Annotated in this window: 14 protein-coding genes; 3 read left to right on the top strand and 11 right to left on the bottom strand. The window is 65.4% G+C overall.

Annotated features, from left to right (window positions below; translation table 11 throughout):
* Window positions 1-38 precede the first annotated feature (38 nt).
* From BMY90_RS10410 to BMY90_RS10445, 8 genes are all read right to left on the bottom strand, one after another.
* Entirely contained in the window at window positions 39-1043 is a 1005-nt protein-coding gene (locus tag BMY90_RS10410; protein ID WP_092703788.1) for a diguanylate cyclase domain-containing protein, read from the bottom strand.
* Entirely contained in the window at window positions 1040-1606 is a 567-nt protein-coding gene (locus tag BMY90_RS10415; protein WP_092703790.1) for a chemotaxis protein CheB, read from the bottom strand. The genes BMY90_RS10410 and BMY90_RS10415 overlap by 4 nt, the downstream gene beginning before the upstream one ends.
* Window positions 1603-2481, bottom strand: coding sequence for a CheR family methyltransferase (locus BMY90_RS10420; protein WP_092703792.1), 879 nt, complete (start codon window positions 2479-2481; stop codon window positions 1603-1605). Before BMY90_RS10420 ends, BMY90_RS10415 begins: the two co-directional genes overlap by 4 nt.
* A gap of 6 nt (window positions 2482-2487) precedes the next feature.
* Window positions 2488-6126 (bottom strand): response regulator, encoded by a 3639-nt coding sequence (locus BMY90_RS10425; protein WP_245735014.1) that lies wholly within the window; start codon window positions 6124-6126, stop codon window positions 2488-2490.
* Between the two features lie 139 nt (window positions 6127-6265).
* Entirely contained in the window at window positions 6266-7168 is a 903-nt protein-coding gene (locus BMY90_RS10430; protein ID WP_092703794.1) for a CPBP family intramembrane glutamic endopeptidase, read from the bottom strand.
* Window positions 7169-7747: 579 nt separating this feature from the next.
* Window positions 7748-9349 carry a peptide chain release factor 3 gene (locus tag BMY90_RS10435; protein ID WP_092703796.1) on the bottom strand — a complete coding sequence of 534 codons (1602 nt, stop codon included), beginning with the start codon at window positions 9347-9349 and terminating at the stop codon, window positions 7748-7750.
* A gap of 70 nt (window positions 9350-9419) precedes the next feature.
* Window positions 9420-10187 carry an anti-sigma factor family protein gene (locus BMY90_RS10440; protein ID WP_092703859.1) on the bottom strand — a complete coding sequence of 256 codons (768 nt, stop codon included), beginning with the start codon at window positions 10185-10187 and terminating at the stop codon, window positions 9420-9422.
* Window positions 10188-10192: 5 nt separating this feature from the next.
* A complete protein-coding gene (locus tag BMY90_RS10445) occupies window positions 10193-10711 on the bottom strand; it encodes an RNA polymerase sigma factor (RefSeq protein ID WP_092703798.1) in 519 nt (172 codons plus the stop codon).
* A gap of 205 nt (window positions 10712-10916) precedes the next feature.
* On the opposite strand from BMY90_RS10445, the gene BMY90_RS10450 reads away from it, so the two are divergent.
* From BMY90_RS10450 to BMY90_RS10460, 3 genes are all read left to right on the top strand, one after another.
* The gene (locus BMY90_RS10450; RefSeq protein WP_245735015.1) at window positions 10917-11918 is read left to right on the top strand and encodes a cytochrome D1 domain-containing protein; all 1002 of its coding nucleotides are present in this window, start codon (window positions 10917-10919) and stop codon (window positions 11916-11918) included.
* A gap of 86 nt (window positions 11919-12004) precedes the next feature.
* The gene (locus tag BMY90_RS10455) at window positions 12005-12316 is read left to right on the top strand and encodes a high-potential iron-sulfur protein (RefSeq protein ID WP_092703800.1); all 312 of its coding nucleotides are present in this window, start codon (window positions 12005-12007) and stop codon (window positions 12314-12316) included.
* Between the two features lie 159 nt (window positions 12317-12475).
* Window positions 12476-13279: an extracellular solute-binding protein gene (locus tag BMY90_RS10460; protein WP_092703862.1), complete on the top strand. Its 804-nt coding sequence runs from the start codon at window positions 12476-12478 to the stop codon at window positions 13277-13279.
* A gap of 191 nt (window positions 13280-13470) precedes the next feature.
* Here the strand turns inward: BMY90_RS10460 and fusA are convergent, their stop codons facing one another.
* The 3 genes from fusA to BMY90_RS10475 form a co-directional block, all read right to left on the bottom strand.
* Window positions 13471-15612: an elongation factor G gene (fusA, locus tag BMY90_RS10465; RefSeq protein ID WP_092703802.1), complete on the bottom strand. Its 2142-nt coding sequence runs from the start codon at window positions 15610-15612 to the stop codon at window positions 13471-13473.
* Between the two features lie 110 nt (window positions 15613-15722).
* Window positions 15723-16385 carry a M24 family metallopeptidase gene (locus BMY90_RS10470; protein WP_092703804.1) on the bottom strand — a complete coding sequence of 221 codons (663 nt, stop codon included), beginning with the start codon at window positions 16383-16385 and terminating at the stop codon, window positions 15723-15725.
* A 46-nt stretch (window positions 16386-16431) separates the two neighbouring features.
* Entirely contained in the window at window positions 16432-16791 is a 360-nt protein-coding gene (locus tag BMY90_RS10475; protein WP_092703806.1) for a hypothetical protein, read from the bottom strand.
* Window positions 16792-16809: the final 18 nt, after the last annotated feature.

The following is a 16809-nucleotide window of genomic DNA, read 5'->3' on the forward strand; positions in this document are numbered from 1 at the left end:
ACTGCGGCCCGGGTGTCGAATGCGCCCGGGCCGCGCTGTCAGCTTTCCTGGCTGGACAGCACGCAGCGGTTCTTGCCGCTGCCCTTGGCTTCGTAGAGTGCACGGTCGGCGGCCTGGATCAGCGATTCCTCCGCATCCACGGCGCCGTTCCACAACGCGATGCCGATGCTGGCACTGACGGTGGCCACGAATTCACGCTGGCCGGTTTCCAGCGGATAAGGCAGCGCCAGCATGTCGCACAGATGCTGGCAGCGTTCCATCAGCAGCGGTACGTCGCCCACCTCTTCGAGGATCAGCGCGAATTCGTCGCCGCCGAGGCGCGCCACCGTATCGTTCGCCCGCACATGACTGCCCAGCCGGGCGGCAATCGAGCGCAGCAGCGCATCGCCGGCCGGATGTCCCCAGGTATCGTTGACCGCCTTGAAGCCGTCGATGTCCAGCATCGCCAGTGCAAAGCCGCTGTCATGGCGCGCGCCGCGCTGCATGGCCGCTTGCAGGCGATCATGGAACAACGCCCGGTTCGGCAGGCCGGTCAGCATGTCGTGGGTGGCCTGGTGGCGCACCTTGGCCTCGGCGCGTTCGCGCTCGGCGATCTCGATGTTCAGTTGCGTATTGCGCTCGGCCAGCTCGTCCAGTGCTTGCTGCAATTGCATGCGCGCGGCGTACAACTCCAGGAATACGCGTACCTTCGATTGCAGGATGGCGTCGTTGATCGGCTTGGCGATGTAGTCCACCGCACCGGAACGATAGCCGTGCAGGCGATTGAGGTCGTCGGCGTAGGCGGCGGTGACGAAGATGATCGGCGTGCCCTTGAGCTGGTCGGTTTCGCCGAGCAGGGCCGCCACTTCGAAGCCGTCCATCCCGGGCATGTTGACGTCGAGCAGGATCAGCGCGAATTCGTGGTCGAGGCACAGCGCCAGTGCCTGGTTGCCGCTGTCTGCCTCGACCAGTTCGGCATCGAAGCCGGCCAGCAGTCGGCGCATCGCCACCAGGTTGGCGTGGGTATCGTCGACGACGAGGATCTTGGGGCGGCTTGGGTTCATGCCAGGCACAGGCGGTTGAGCAGCGCCGGAATGGCCTCCAGCGGCACGCAGTGGTCGGCGCCCGCCAGGTCGAGGGCAGCCTGCGGCATGGCCGGCGCCTGTGCGCTGGCGGGTGATTGCACGATGGCGATGCCACCGTAGCGGCGGATCAGGCGCAGGCCTTCGGCGCCATCGGTGTTGGCACCGGTGAGCACCACGCCGACGAGGCCGGCACGCCACGCCTGTGCGGCGGAGCAGAACAGCACATCGATCGACGGCCGTGCGTGTGACACGTGCGGGTCGACCGAGAGCGCAAAGCGATTGTCGCTTTCCATGAGCAAATGGTATCCCGGTGGCGCCAGATGCACCACGCCGCCGCGCGCCGGTTCGCGTTCCGCGGCCTCGACCACCGGCAGCCGCGAGGAGCGGGCCAGCACCCCGGCCAGGTTGGCGGAATCGTCCGCACTGCGGTGGCAGCACACCACGAGGGCTTGCGCCAGGCGGGGATCCAGTCCGCCGAGCAGGGTTTGCAGGGCCGTCACGCCGCCCGCCGAGCACCCCACCACGATGGCGGTCACCGTCATGCCTTGCTTCCTGCGGCCGGATGAATGGATCGCCGGTAGATGCGCTGTGGTTCGTCGAACGGGTCGAAATCCGCCGCGGTGGTGGCGAAGTCGGTGCTTTCGCGCAAGCCGAGGCACAGAAAGCCGCCACGCACCAGGCTGTCGCGGAACAAGGCCAGGGCGTGGCTTTGCAGTGGGTTGGAAAAATAGATCAGCACGTTACGGCACAGCACCAGGTGCGCCTCGCAGAACACCTTGTCGGAAACCAGGTTGTGCTGGGCGAAGGTGACATTCCGGCGCAGGCGCTTGTCGATCTTGAGCAGGTTGTAGCGCACGCTGTAGTAGTCGGCGAACGAGCGCGTGCCGCCGGTGGCGATGTAGTTGCGCGACCACTGCTGCGCCTCGCGTGCCGGGTAGATGCCTTCCTGCGCATGCTGCAGGGCGCGCGTGCTGAGGTCGGTGGCGAAGATGTGGCTGCGTTCATACAGCCCGGCTTCTTCCAGCAGGATGGCCAGCGAATAGACCTCTTCGCCATGCGCGCAGCCGGCCTGCCAGATGTCGATGCGCGGGTACGATGCCAGTATGGGCAAGACCTGCTCGCGCAGCGCGCGAAAGACGCGTGGGTCGCGGAACATGTCCGAGACCGGTACCGACAGTCCTTCCAGCACGCGGGGCAGCAGCTCCGGCTGGTGCAGGGTGCGGCTGGTCAGTCCGCTGATCGTGCCGCATTCGAGGCTGTTGGCCAGCTGGCGCACGCGGCGCAGCAACGAGGCCGGTGCGTACTGGCTGAAGTCGTAGCCGTGGCGGCGCTGCATCGCGCGCACGAACAGTTCCAGCTCGATGTCGGTGAGCGCAGCCTCGCCGATGTCGTCATGGCTTGGGGATTCCGGGTCCATGCGGGCTCAGCGGCGCAACCAGACGCGGATCATCGAGGCGAGCTTGTCGATGTCGATCGGTTTGGACAGGTAATCGTTGGCGCCGGCTTCCAGGCATTTCTCGCGATCGCCGCGCATTGCCTTGGCGGTGAGCGCGATGACCGGCAACTGCGCGAAGCGGGGCTTGGCACGGAGGGTGCGGATCGCCTCGTAGCCGTCCATGCCCGGCATCATGATGTCCATCAGCACCAGTTCCAGTGCGTCGTTCTCGTCGAGCTGGGCCAGCGCCTTGGGTGCGTCTTGCGCCATGCTGACCTGGATGCCCCAGTCGCGCAGCACCTTCGCCAACGCGAACAGGTTGCGCATGTCGTCATCGACGACCAGCACGTGGCGGCCCTTCAGTTCGTCATCCGTGGCTGGACCGGTCGACGCGCCTTCGGGGGCGCGGTGGATGCTGTGCAGGAACAGGCTCACTTCGTCGAGCAGGCGTTCGGGCGAACGCACACCCTTGATCACGATGCTGTCGGTGTACTGGCGCAGTGCGAGGTTTTCCTCGCGGCTGAGCTCGCGCCCGGAGTACACCACCACGGGCGGCACGCTGCCTTCGCGCGCGAGCTGTTGCAGCAGCTCCAGGCCGGACATGCCGGGCAGGCCGAGGTCGAGCACGATGCAGTCATACCCGGTGGCGGCGATTTTCTGCAGGGCTTCCTCGGCCGAGCCGGCCTCGTCGATGCTGACGTCGTCCTGGCGCAGCAGGCTGCGCACGGCGCTGCGCGCATCGGCTTCGTCATCCACCACCAGCAGGCGGCGCGGGCGCCCTTCGGCGAAATGCAGCAGGCGCTCGAAGGCGCCGTCGAGTGCCTCGCGACTGACCGGCTTGGTCAGGAAGCCGACCGCGCCGAGCTCGCGGCTGCGCTCGGTCTCGTCGATGGCGGACAGGAAGTGCACGGGAATGTGCCGGGTGGCCGGCTCGGCCTTCAGCCGTTCGATCACGGTCCAGCCGTCCATGCCAGGCAACATCACGTCGAGCAGGATGCCGAGCGGGCGAAAGCGCCGCGCCAGCTCCAGCGCGCTCTCGCCGTCCGCGGCATGCAGCACGCGATAGTTCTTCTGCCGTGCCATGCCGGCGAGGATGCGCGCATAGGCCAGGTCGTCCTCCACCACCAGGATGATGCTGTCGCCGGGCGCGATGTGTTCGCGATCGTCGCCGATGTTCTGTGCCGGCATCGCGGGGATGGCGACGGGGCGCCGCATGGCTGCAGGTTCCGGCGGTTTCGTCGCCGTGTTCGCGGGCGCGCGTTCGGGCAGCAGCAGGGTGAAGGTGCTGCCTGTGCCGATTTGGCTCTGCAACACCACGTCGCCGCCCAGCAGTTCGGCCATCTGCCGCGAGATCGACAAGCCCAGCCCGGTGCCACCGTAGTGGCGGCTGGTGCTGGCATCCACCTGTTCGAAGGCGTTGAAGATGCGCTGCTGCTTGTCTTCGGGAATGCCGATGCCGCTGTCCTGCACGCTGATGGCCAGCAAGGGCTGGCCGAGCAGTGCCGCAGGTACCGGCAGCTCGGCCGCGGGGCGACCGATGACGGCCCGGACCGTGCCGTGCGACGTGAACTTGAATGCGTTGGAAAGCAGGTTGTTGGCGATCTGTTCCAGTTTGCCCGGATCGGTGTGGATCTGTTCCGGCAGGCCGGCTTGAAGCACGACCTCGTAGGCCACCTGCTTGTCGCGGGCCACGTGGTCGAAATTGCGGCGCAGGCTTTGCGCCAATTGTGCCAGCGGGTAATCGACGGTGGACAGTTCCATCTTGCCGGCCTCGATCTTGGACAGGTCGAGGATGTCGTTGATCAGTCGCAGCAGGCTGGTGCCGGCGTCGTTGATGATGCGTGCCGATTCCACCTGCTCGTCGTCCAGGTTGCCGTCGCGGTTGTCGGCCAGGCTGCGCGAGAGGATCAGCAGGCTGTTCAGCGGCGTGCGCAGTTCGTGCGACATGTTGGCGAGGAATTCGCTCTTGTACTGGCTTGCGCGCGCCAGTTCGGCGGCCTTTTCCTCGGTGTCGCGCTGCAGGGTTTGCAGGGTGCGCTTCTGCTCGCGGAGCGTGTCGGTCTTCAGCCGCAGTTCCTCGTTGGATGCCTGCAGCTCATCGGCCTGCACGCGCAGTTCCTCTTCCGAGGCGAGCAGTCGCTGCGACTGCTCTTCCAGCTCCATGGTCTTGCGCTGCAGCGACTCGTTGCTTTCGGTCAGCGCTTCCTGCTGCTGGCGCAGCGTGATGCCGGAGACGCGCAGGTCGTCGGCCTGCTCGCGGGTCTGCTCCAGCAGCTCCTGGGTGCTGACGGCCCGGTTGAGGTTTTCCAGGGTCAGCGCCATCAGCGGCAGCAGGGCATCCAGCAATTCTCGTTGCAGGCTGGTCAGTGGCGCGAAGCTGGCCAGTTCCAGCACGCCGATCAGTTGTTCGCGCAGCAGCACCGGCAGGATCGTGACGCAGTGCGGCAGCGCGGCTCCGCTGCCCGAGTCGATGCGCAGGTAGTCCTCGGGCACCTGGTCGAGCAGGATCGGCTGGTGGTCCAGCGCGCACTGGCCGACCAGGCCTTCGCCGGGGACGTAACGGACGCCGGCCTGGATATCCATGCGCAGGCCGTAACTGCCGAGCAGGTCCAGACGCTGGCGGTCAGCGTCGTAGCCATAGAAAAGGCTGATGCCGAGCTGCAGCAGGCGCGACAGTTCGGAGGTCAGCCGCTGGCCGAATTCGCGATGGGTCGTGGCTTCCTGCAGCTGCAGGGAGACCTCGCCGATGCGCCCCTTCAGCCAGTTCTGTTCGGCAGTCTCGATCGCCATCTGCTTGAACACCTGCAGCGCGCGGGCAATCTCGCCGATCTCGTCGCGCCGGTCGACGCTGCGGATCTCGATGCCGTAATCGTGCGCGGCCAGCCGGTTCATCTGGTTGGTGATGCGCCGCAACGGATGGGTGACCAGGCGCGAGGTCAGCGAGATCACCATCAGCCCGAGCGCCAGGCTGAGCAGGGCGAAGATGCCGCTCAGCAGCCGGTTGACCAGCAGCATGTGGTGCAGGTGCGTACTGCGCTGGTCGAGCAGGGTCCGCTCGGTGGCATTCATCTGCGCCAGCACGTGGCTGATGTCCTGCATGCTCACGCTACGGTGCGCGAAGTAATCGTCCCCGATGATGTCGCTCTGTTCGGCGGCCTGTTTGGGGTCGACATTCGCCAGTTTGCCCAGCGGCAGGATGACCTTCTCCTCGGCTTCCTTGTGCCATTGCGCCAGCATCGACTCGAAGTGGTCGAGGCGGGATTGCTGCAAGGGGTTGTCGATAGTCAGCTGACGCAGCACGGGAACCTGCGCATCCAGTTGCTGCATGCCCGTGTTGAACTGATCCAGCTCGCTGGGCCGGAGCGAGAGCAGGTATCCGCGCAAGCCCAGTTGGCTGGATTGCAGGTTGCGCTGTTGCCGGGCGATGGCCAGTTGCACGTGATAGCCGTGATCGGTCCAGCGCCGGCTGGTTTCCTGCTGGTTCTGGGTATACAGCGTGATGGAACTGGCGATGAGGAACAGCCCGAGCAGCAGCACGATCCCGAGCAGGATTTTCCGGCTGATCGGCAAGTGGGCCAGCCAGGAGTATTTCCTCACGGATTGCCGGGGTGTCGGAGCGGCGGTCATGCGGATTCCAGTCGATAGGATCGGGCGCAGGCGGATGCGCAACGAGGCCAGATTAGCGAGCTGGATGTGATGGCGGTAGCTTGATCGTCATCTGCCGATGCCCTTGGCCCCGTGCCGCTGCGTCACGCTCCTGGGGCGCTCAGCGGCGTCGCCAGCACGGCGGCACGAACAGGCGCCGGCGCCACGCCACCACCAGCAGTGCCACCGAGCAAAGCGAACACAGGGCCAGCGCCACCACGGAGGCTTCGGCGCCGAACGCGCCGCCACTCAGCCAGTCCGGGCCGCTGCGGCTGGAGACCAGCCAGCCATCAGCGTGGGTGCCGGACACCGGGATACCGTAGATCGTGCCCTGCGCGATATTCCAGGCTGCGTGCAGGCCGATGCAGGTCCACAGCGAGCGCGTGACCAGATAGAGCAGGGCCAGCAGTATCCCGGCCTCGATCGCGATGGCCGCCGAACTCCACAGCGTGGCGCCGGGGTTGGCAATGTGCGCGGCACCGAAGAAAACGGCCGAGATCAGCAGGGCCCAGCCGCTGCCCAGACCTTCCTCGGCCACGCGGAACAGTACGCCGCGCGTGATGATTTCCTCGGCGATGCCGGCGCCGATGCCGGCCACCAGCACTTGCGGCAGCCAGTCGGCATGAGGGTTCGTGCCCAGTACGTGATAGCTGCCCAGCAGCCACAGCAGGCCGACCACCGCACTGAAAAGAATCAGCCCACCCGCGAAACCGCCCAGCCCGAACGTGGGAACATCGCGCAAGGCCAGTTCGCGAAGGCGTCGCCGCTCGATCGCCTTCACCAGAATGGCGTAGGCAATCAGCGCGGGCAGCAATTCCACGGCAAGCAGGGCGAGTGCGAAGTGCAGGGGGCCGGCGGTCTTGGCCGTCCATCCCAACGATGCAACGACGGCATGTGCGGCAAAGCCGAGGATCGCCATCGTGACGGCGAAGAACACGATGCGCGCACCCGGCGAGAACACCAGCCAGCGCTGCCAGCGCGGAGCGTCGGGTGGGGTGGAGAAGGCGATGGCGGCTGCGGACATGGCGGCGCTTCCGTGGAAAACCGGCAGATTATCAGCATGGCAGCCATCGCTCCCGCAGCAGGGTGCCGCCGGAAGAAGGGCGGACTGGTCGCGAGGCTGCTTTGGCCCCTTTCCGACCCGATGCTCCGGACTTTGGCGACACGGCCGAGAACTCGTCATTCCAGCGAATGCCGGAATCCGGCGTCTTCGTGCATGTCAGCGCTCGGAGTCACTGGATCCCGGCATTCGCTCACTGCTGTCCGGAATAATCCTGGGATGTCCTTCGAGAGTGAATACCCGCGCCGCTTGCGCGAGATGCAACAAGGGGGCGATTCCATTTCTGGCAGCGACCCCCTCTCCGGCTCGTCATCCCGGCGCAGGCCGGGATCCAGTAGCGATCACGCCTGTCCTAGCCATACGGCTACTGGATTCCGGCCTGCGCCGGAATGACGGGCAAAAACCGATTTCGGCATATGCCACCGCACGACTGCAGGTATTCGAAATTATTCCGGACAGCAGTGGGCAGTCGCCGGGATGACGATCCTGCAAGGTTCGGAGCAGGGTCTTCGGCCCTCCCCTGCGTGCAGGGAGGGCCGGACATCAAACCTCGATGGCCGCCGCGTGTTCGCGCGTGGCGGCGAAGCGCACCTGTGGCCAGCGCTCCTGCGCCAGTTGCAGGTTGACCCGGGTCGGGGCGATGTAGACCAGTTCGCCGGCCGCATCCAGCGCCAGATTCATCGCGTTCTTCTCGCGGAATTCCTCCAGCTTCTTCTCGTCGTCGCAGTGCACCCAGCGCGCGGTGGTCACGCTGACCGGCTCGAACGTGGCGTCCACGCCGTATTCGTCCTTCAGCCGGTAGGCCACCACGTCGAACTGCAGCACGCCGACGGCGCCCAGGATCAGGTCGTTCGACATCAGCGGACGGAAGAACTGCGTGGCGCCTTCCTCGGACAGCTGGGCCAGACCCTTCTGCAACGCCTTCATCTTCAGCGGGTCGCGCAGGCGTGCGCGACGGAACAGCTCGGGCGCGAAGTTGGGAATGCCGGTGAAGCTCACGGCTTCGCCTTCGGTGAAGGTGTCGCCGATGGAAATGGTGCCGTGGTTGTGCAGGCCGATCACGTCGCCCGGATAGGCGCTTTCCACGATCTCGCGATCAGACGCCATGAAGGTGAGCGCGTTGGCGATGCGCACGTCCTTGCCGGTGCGGGTCTGGATCATCTTCATGCCGGCGGTATAGGTGCCCGAACACACGCGCATGAAGGCCACGCGGTCGCGGTGCGCGGGGTCCATGTTGGCCTGGATCTTGAACACGAAGCCGCTGAGCTTTTCCTCGTCCGGCTGCACTTCGCGCGAGGTGGTGGTGCGGGCGCGTGGCGCGGGGGCATGCTCGACGAAGAAATCCAGCAGCAGCTGCACGCCGAAGTTGTTCACCGCCGAACCGAAGAACACCGGGGTGAGCTTGCCGGCCAGGTATTCGTCCTGGTCGAACGAGGGCGCGGCGCCCTGCACCAGCTCCAGTTCCTCGCGCAGCTCGGCCAGTGCCGCGGCGCCGACGGCCGCTTCCAGTCCCGGTGCATCCAGACCCTTGAAGATGGTCGAATCCTGCCGGGTGAAATTCTTGCCCTGCTCGAACACGTGCACTTCGTCCAGCAGCAGGTGGTAGACGCCTTTCAGGCGCTTGCCCATGCCGATCGGCCAGGTCAGCGGCGCGCAGGCGATGCCGAGCACCGACTCCACTTCGTCCAGCAGTTCGATCGGCGAGCGGCCCTCGCGGTCGAGCTTGTTGATGAAGGTCATGATCGGCGTGTCACGCAGCCGGCAGACTTCCATCAGCTTGATCGTGCGTTCCTCCACGCCCTTGGCGCAGTCGATCACCATCAGCGCCGAATCGACCGCGGTCAGCACGCGGTAGGTGTCTTCGGAGAAGTCCGCGTGTCCCGGCGTGTCGAGCAGATTGACGATCTTGCCCTCGTACGGGAACTGCATCACCGACGAGGTGACCGAGATGCCGCGCTCCTTTTCCAGCGCCATCCAGTCGGACGTGGCGTGGCGTGCCGCCTTGCGCCCCTTCACGCTGCCGGCCATCTGGATCGCGCCACCGAACAGCAGCAGCTTTTCGGTCAGCGTGGTCTTGCCCGCGTCGGGGTGGCTGACGATGGCGAAGGTGCGGCGGCGGCGGGTTTCTTGCAGATGGGAGGGCATGGGATACGGTCAGGCAGCGGTATGCGAACCGCTCATTCTACCGTGAATCGGGCCGTGGCCCTGTGTCGCGTCAAATGGCCGAGGGCCGCGATGCATCGCGGATGGCACGCATGTCGGAGGCGTCGTCGTGGCTGACCAGGGCGTAGTTGTAGCCGTTGCCGGACCAGTACGACGCGACCAGTTGCCCTTCGCGCCGCTGCCCGCGCCGCAGGGTGCCGGTGTTGGGCGATGGCGGCCGGATGTAGAAACTGATGGCATCGCCCTGGCGATCTTCGTACAGCACCATCGCGGCGGGCCCGTTGTCGGTCGCCAGCAGGCGGCCGCCGACGGGGCGAAAGCCGGAGTCCGCCAGGTTGGGCAGTCGCGCCGCGTTGCGGAAGTGCTGGTCCAGCCAGCCTTGCAGCTCGCCGGCATGCTGCTGTGTCACATCGAGGTTGACGTGCCGGTTCAGCGCGAACATGCGGTAGGCCTGCAGTGCATCGGCCATGGGTGCCGCGGCCGTCGGCATCGTCATGCGCCGCGCCTGCCAGCCACTGATCGCGCCCACGCCCAGTGCCAGCACCAGCATCGCGGCCATGGCAAGGCGCGCACGCACGCGGTGTCGGCGTCGTGCCCGGATCGTCGCCGGGTCGAGGGCGGCCTGCCCGGTCGAAGCGGGCAGGCCGCCCAGCATGGCGCGCAACTGCTGGGCATCCTGCTGCCACCCGCGAATCTCTTTGGCGCGTGCCGGGTTGCGCTCCAGCCACGCCTCCATGCGGGCGCTGTCGGCTTCGTCCAGGCGGCCGTCGATGTACGCGTGGATGTCGGCTTCGCCGGGAAACGGGGTTGTCTCGTTCATGTCGTTCACTTGAGTAACCGCAGGGCGGGTGTCTTCAATGTTTCGCCATCGCTCAGTCGGTGCAACGCCGCCCGAGCTCGTGACAGGCGCGACATCACGGTGCCCATGGGCACGTCCAGAAGCTGGGCCACTTCACGGTAGCTGAGGCCTTCCACCGAAACCCACAGCAGCAGGTGCCGCTGTTCGTCGGGCAGGCGTTCCAGCGCCTGCAATGCCGACTGCGCCATCACCTCGCGTTCCACCGACGGCTGTTCGCCTTCGCTGCCATGGTGCAGGAACCTGAGCATGCTGGCGTAGCGCTGCGCGCGGCGTTTGCCATCCAGGAACAGGCGATACGCGATGGTGAACAGCCACGCCCGCAGCGCGGTGTCGTCACGCCGGCTTTCCCAGCGTGAAAGCGCCCGCTCCAGGGTCGACTGGACCAGATCGTCGGCATTGTTGACGTCGCGCGTCAACCAGCGCGCAAAGCGGCGCAGGCGCGGCAACAACTCGCGCAATTGATCGTCGATGTCGTGTTCGAGCATGGCCGGAGAGGCCTCCCGCGGCGTGGCAGATGCAGGGCAGACGCTATCGCGCGGGAATTATTCCCGGTGCCGGGGAATAAATGTCGACGCGGGGCGTCTGCCTTGTGCAACCCGGACCGTCGAAGGCCCGGGTACGGTTCACGGCGAACATCCATGACCGCCGCGAACGAATGCAAACAGATCCTCCCACATGACAGGAATTGGCATGAGTTTGAGCAATAACCTTACGACAGGCGGCCTGCGCCGCACGCTGGCCTGCTGCGCCGTGACGCTGGTGCTTGGCGGCGGTATCGCTGGCGCCCGTGCGGCCGAACCGGAAAGCCTGTTTCCCGCACCGGTCTACGTGACCTTGCAGGCGGGCAACGCCGTCGAGAACATGCCGTCGGGCAAGACGTGGGGCGACGTGGCCAGTGCCCACTACGACGCCATCAGCCGGGATGGCAAATATCTGCTGGCCAGCAGCAAGGATCGCCCGGAAGCCTATATGCTGGACGCGCACAGCGGCAAGAAGCTGGCCACTTACGACATCGGTCCGACGCCGCAAGGTGTGGCGATCAGCCCGGATGGACGCTGGGGCATGGCAGTCAGCGCGGGTAATGGCACGGTGGCGGTCATCGACATGGCGACTCGCAAACTGGTCAAGTCGATTGCGGTCGGCAAGGTGCCGCACAACATCCGCTTCATCGCGGACAGCAAGCTCGCCTACGTGACCCTGCAAGGCGGCACCGGCGTGGCCGTGGTGGACATGCAGTCGCTGAAGAAGATCGACGAAATCCCGGTGCCGGGCATCCACGGTCCGCACAACCTCGATCTTTCCGCCGACGAAAAGACCCTGTGGGTACGCGACCTGGTCGGCAAGGTCGCCGTCGTCGACATTCCGTCGCGCAAGGAGCTGGCAGTGATCCCGGTGGGTCTGGGCCACGCCGGCATCGACGTCATTCCCGGTGGCCGCTACGTGTTCACCGGGGCGATTGCCGACCACGTGGTGGACGTGATCGACCCGACCACGTTCAAGGTGGTCAAGCGCATCGATGTCGGCCAGGGGCCGCATGGCGTGCGCGCCAGCCGCGATGGCCGCTGGGTCTACGTGGGCGTCACCGGCACCGACAAGGTAGCGGTGATCGATTCCCGCAGCCTCGATGTGGTGAAGCAGATATCCACCGATGGCAAGTTGCCGTTCTGGCTCACCGTCGTCGGCAACGACTGAGCCGAGCCGGTTTCCATGGCGCAGGCAGCCGGCTTCGCGCGGGCTGCCGCGCCCATCACTTTTCCATGAACACGAGAACCCAGGTCATGACCGACTCATTCAACCCCGTCATTTCGCGCCGCCTGATGCTGCGGCACATCGCGGTGGCCGCAGGTGCGGTCGCCAGCTTGCCGCTGCTCGCCCGACCCGCCCTGGCGCGTGCGGACGCGGCTCCCGCCTCCGGCACGGCGGCCAAATCGGCGTTGCAATACCAGGATCACCCGAAGGGCACGTCGGCGTGTGCGAACTGCGCCAACTACATCCCGGGCAAGGACCCCAAGGCCGACGGTCGCTGCATCATCGTGGCCGGCGATATCAGTCCGAAGGGCTGGTGTCTGGCCTACGCCGGCAACGGTTGAGGCCGCCGTTGCCCTGGCTTCGGCGCGGCGGAACAGGGAAAGCCCGTCGCCGCGGGAATAAACCGGATGGCCCGGGCGTCTCTCTCCTGACCACGCGGCCATGCGATGGCCGCTGAAAAGCCCCGCAAGGGATACCCGTACCCGGATCAGGACACGCTGATGAAACCCGTCATTCCCGCTTTGCTTGCCGCCGTGCTGCCGTGGGCACTCTGCCTTTCGGCAACGGCGCACGAGATACCCGACCCGACGATCGTGCACAACGCCAGGGACGGCGTGGTGCGGTTGTACGGCGCCGGCGGACCCGACACGGCTTTCCGCAAGGTGGCCGCGGCATACCAGAAGAAAACCGGCGTGCAGGTGGTCATCACCGCCGGCCCCGAACCCACCTGGACGAAGAACGCCCAGGCCAACGCCGACATCCTCTGGGGCACCGCCGAGCAGGACATCACGGCTTTTCTGGAAACCTACAAGACGTTTTCTTCCCGCGATGTCATGCCGATCTATATCCGTCCCGCGATCATCGCGGTGCAGAAGGGCAACCCCAAAGGCATCCGCGGCTTCGACGACCTGCTGAAGAATGGCATGAAGATCGTCGTCACCGAAGGTTCCGGCGTGGCGAATACGTCCGGGACAGGCGTGTGGGAAGACGTCGCCGGCCGCCTGGGCAGCCTCGATGACGTCAAGCGCTTCCGCACGAATATCGTTGCCTTCGGCAAGGGCAGCGGTGCGTCCTACAAGGCCTTCGTCAGCATGCATGCCGATGCCTGGATCACCTGGCCGGACTGGCCGATCACCCATCCGGAGCAGGCGGACCTAGTGCCGCTGTCCAAGGCGCGAACCATCTGGCGCGACGTCAATGTCGTGCTGGCTCCGGATGCCGACCCCGAGGCCCGGAAGTTCGTGGGTTTCCTGACCAGTGAAGAGGGCGCCCGCATCATGAAAACCGAGGGCTGGGTGCGCTGATCCGACAACCCTCGTGGTCGTGGCACATGCGGCACGTCCCTATGGCTCTGGGGGCGAGTGTGTCATCGGCCCTTCGGCCCCGATGAATGGGTGCCTCGCCCTGCAGTGCCATCTGGCGTGCACTGCAGGGCGACTTTTTGCCTGCTTCATCCCGCCGGCACCGCGTGCCATCGCGGATGAAGGAACACGACCTACTTGGTCTCTTTTTCCATCAGCTTCTCGACCATGTGCGAAGGCACTTCCTCGTAGTGGTCGAAGATCATCGTGAAGGTGCCGCGACCCGACGTGGCCGAACGCAGGAAGTTGATGTAGCCGAACATTTCCGACAGCGGCACGTGGCCGTCGACGTAGGCCTGCGTGCCGCGCTGGCCCTGGTCGTTGATGGTGCCGCGGCGGCGGTTGATGTCGCCGATGACGTCACCGAGATAAGTGGCCTCGGTGACCACCTCCAGGCTCATGATCGGTTCCAGCAGTTTCGGGTTCGACAGTCGCTGCGCCTCGCGGAAGCAGGAACGGCCGGCGATCTCGAAGGCCAGTGCCGAGGAGTCGACATCGTGGTACTTGCCGTCGATCAGGCGGGCCTTGAAGTCCAGCACTTCATAGCCGGCCACCTGGCCCTGCAAGGCCTCGGTGCGGATCGCATGCTCCACCGCCGGAATGTATTCGCGCGGCACGCGGCCACCGACCACCTCGTCGGAGAACACCACGCCCGAACCGGTCTCGCCCGGCTCGAAAATCATCTTCACCTCGGCGAACTGGCCCGAGCCGCCGGACTGTTTCTTGTGCGTGTAGGTGTGCTCGACGCTCTTGCCGAAGGCCTCGCGGAAGCTGACCTTGGGCTTGCCCATGTTGGCTTCCACGCCCAGTTCGGTGCGCATGCGGTCGATGGTGATTTCCAGGTGCAGCTCGCCCATGCCCTTGAGCACGGTCTCGCCGGTTTCCTTGTCCACTTCCATCTTCAGCGAGGGGTCGGCCTTGACCATCTTGTAGAGCGCGGTGGACATCTTGTCGACGTCGTTGCGGCTCTTCGGCTCCACCGACACGCTGATCACCGGATCGGGGAAGCGCATGCGCTCCAGCAGCACCGGATGGCCCGGATCGGTCAGCGAGTCGCCGGTCTCGGTTTCCTTCAGCGAAACGAAGGCACAGATGTCGCCGGCGCGGACTTCGTCGATCTCCCTGGTGTGATCGGCCTGCACTTCGACGATGCGGCCGATGCGCTCCTTCTTGTCGCGGGTGACGTTGTACAGCGCGTCGCCCTTCCTGATCACGCCGGAATAGATGCGGGTGAAGGTAAGGGTGCCGAACGGGTCGTTGATGACCTTGAACGCCAGTGCGCGCACCGGGGCATCGTCGGTCACCGCCTGCTCGCCGACGACGTTGCCGTCCTCGTCGACCACCGAAATGCCACCGTTCTCGCCGGGGTAGGGCATGTAGTCGATCACCGCATCCAGCAATTGCTGCACGCCCTTGTTCTTGTACGACGAGCCGCACAGCACCGGGATCAGCGTGCCGGCCACGCAACCCTTGCGGATGCACTTCTTCAGTGTTTCCAGCGAGGGCGTTTCACCGCTGGTGAGGTAGGTATCCATCACCGCGTCGTCGGCTTCGACTGCGCTTTCGATGCTCTGCTCGCGCAGCTTGGCCAGGTCAGCCACCCATTGCTTGTCGGCGCCGTTGGTCAGCGCCTGCACGCGCGGATGCGCGGCGAGCTCGTCCAGCGGAACGGTTTCCCACTTGCTGTCCTTGTCGTCGCCCAGCCAGATATAGCCGACGCCCGCGATCAGGTCGGCCATGCCCATGAAGTCGTCATGGCTGCCCAGCGGCACCTGGCACAGCACGGCGTTGGCACCCAGGCGCTCGCGGATGCCCTTCACGCAGTGCGCGAAGTTGGCGCCGATGCGATCCATCTTGTTGATGTAGCACAGGCGCGGCACCTTGTACTGGTCGGCCAGGCGCCAGTTGGTCTCGGTCTGCGGCTCCACCCCGGCCACGCCGTCGAACACCACCACGGCGCCATCCAGCACGCGCAGCGAACGGTTCACCTCGATGGTGAAGTCCACGTGTCCCGGGGTGTCGATCACGTTGATGCGGTGGTTCTTCCACTCGGTGGACACCGCCGCCGACTGGATGGTGATGCCGCGCTTGCGCTCCTGCTCCATGTAGTCGGTGGTGGTGGAGCCCTTGCCGTCCTTGGTGTCGTGTACGTCGATGATCTGGTGCTTCCTGCCCGTGTAATACAGCACGCGCTCGGTCGTCGTCGTCTTGCCGGCGTCGATGTGCGCGATGATGCCGATGTTGCGGTACAGGTTGAGCGGTTTCTGGCGGGCCATGAGCGGGGTTCCGGGTAGAGACGGAGTGTGTGGGACAGGACTGTCACATGCCGTTGGGCAGGCGGTTTTTCAACGGTGCCGCGGTGGTCGTGGCCCGACCGGGGCCAGCGTCACGCTTCGAGCAGGTCTTCGTAGAATGCGCCGAATGGCTCGCTGGGATGCGCAATCTGGATTTCCAGCACCCACAGCCCGCTGGACGGGGTGTGCTCAAGATCACCCAGGTTGCCGCCCTTGTGCACCGAATGCGGGAAGTCGCCGAGGCGGTGACCCTTGATCGCGTGGTTGAAGCGCCAGCCCATGGCCTGTGCGCGCTGTTCGGCGAATGCGTACAAGGCTTCGCCGCTCAGTCCCTGCGTACGCCAGGCATCGGCGACGTCATGGAACAGCGTGCGGGCGGCGTCGGCGCAAGCCTGTCGTTCCGGCGCCTCACCGACCACGAAAGTGTCGCCGACATCGCCCTCGTGACTGTCGAAGACCAGGCCGAGGTCGATGAAGCAGATGTCGTTCTCACCCAGTCGCACGCCCGGGTCAGAGCGCTGGCGATAGGTTTTGGTGGTGTTCGGTCCGAAGCGGATGTACGGCGGATGCCACAGCCGTTCGACGCCCAGTTCGCGAAACACTTCGGCGGCGGCGACCTGCGCCTCGTCTTCGCTGATGCCGGGATGGATGCGTGCCTGGATGCCGCGCAGTGCCAGCCAGGTCTGCTCGCGGGCGCGCCGCATCAGGGTCGGGTCGAAGCGGGTGCCCACGGCTTCGCGTGATATGGGTGACATGGATTTTATCGATTCCGTTGCTGCCGACTGCATATCGGTAAAGCGGTTAAAAAACGAGAAGCAGGCATCGCACGCCGCAAAGCGTGATGAGTCCTATGATCAGCCAATAGGTTTTCGGATTCTTGTCCCGAGTCATCACCACATTGGTGATGCCTACGATGGCGCGCCTGTTGTAGACATATTCGCCAGCGACCGAGAAGCACCAAAGCGCGCCGAACGCCAACTCAGCACCCGAGATTCTTTGTGAGTGATCGTGCCCGATAATCAACCACACCACCAAGCCAGCCGATAAAATTCCATTGGCGATGAGCCATAGCTTGGACTTCGGGGTCTGTACCGTGGTTTGGTTTCTTTCGGAGCCCGGCTTGTAGGGTTCGACTACTTGCTGGTCTGAATGGTCGGTCATGGGGCGCTCCCTGAATCC

The sequence above is a fragment of the Rhodanobacter glycinis genome, assembly GCF_900114325.1.
Taxonomy (GTDB): domain Bacteria; phylum Pseudomonadota; class Gammaproteobacteria; order Xanthomonadales; family Rhodanobacteraceae; genus Rhodanobacter_A; species Rhodanobacter_A glycinis.

Excerpts from the sequence above, each read along its gene's own strand:
- BMY90_RS10410 (WP_092703788.1), bottom strand. The coding sequence starts at position 1,043 with ATGAACCCAAGCCGCCCCAAGATCCTCGTCGTCGACGATACCCACGCC.
- BMY90_RS10415 (WP_092703790.1), bottom strand. The coding sequence starts at position 1,606 with ATGACGGTGACCGCCATCGTGGTGGGGTGCTCGGCGGGCGGCGTGACG.
- BMY90_RS10420 (WP_092703792.1), bottom strand. The coding sequence starts at position 2,481 with ATGGACCCGGAATCCCCAAGCCATGACGACATCGGCGAGGCTGCGCTC.
- BMY90_RS10425 (WP_245735014.1), bottom strand. The coding sequence starts at position 6,126 with ATGACCGCCGCTCCGACACCCCGGCAATCCGTGAGGAAATACTCCTGG.
- BMY90_RS10430 (WP_092703794.1), bottom strand. The coding sequence starts at position 7,168 with ATGTCCGCAGCCGCCATCGCCTTCTCCACCCCACCCGACGCTCCGCGC.
- BMY90_RS10435 (WP_092703796.1), bottom strand. The coding sequence starts at position 9,349 with ATGCCCTCCCATCTGCAAGAAACCCGCCGCCGCCGCACCTTCGCCATC.
- BMY90_RS10440 (WP_092703859.1), bottom strand. The coding sequence starts at position 10,187 with ATGAACGAGACAACCCCGTTTCCCGGCGAAGCCGACATCCACGCGTAC.
- BMY90_RS10445 (WP_092703798.1), bottom strand. The coding sequence starts at position 10,711 with ATGCTCGAACACGACATCGACGATCAATTGCGCGAGTTGTTGCCGCGC.
- BMY90_RS10450 (WP_245735015.1), top strand. The coding sequence starts at position 10,917 with ATGAGTTTGAGCAATAACCTTACGACAGGCGGCCTGCGCCGCACGCTG.
- BMY90_RS10455 (WP_092703800.1), top strand. The coding sequence starts at position 12,005 with ATGACCGACTCATTCAACCCCGTCATTTCGCGCCGCCTGATGCTGCGG.
- BMY90_RS10460 (WP_092703862.1), top strand. The coding sequence starts at position 12,476 with ATGAAACCCGTCATTCCCGCTTTGCTTGCCGCCGTGCTGCCGTGGGCA.
- fusA (WP_092703802.1), bottom strand. The coding sequence starts at position 15,612 with ATGGCCCGCCAGAAACCGCTCAACCTGTACCGCAACATCGGCATCATC.
- BMY90_RS10470 (WP_092703804.1), bottom strand. The coding sequence starts at position 16,385 with ATGTCACCCATATCACGCGAAGCCGTGGGCACCCGCTTCGACCCGACC.
- BMY90_RS10475 (WP_092703806.1), bottom strand. The coding sequence starts at position 16,791 with ATGACCGACCATTCAGACCAGCAAGTAGTCGAACCCTACAAGCCGGGC.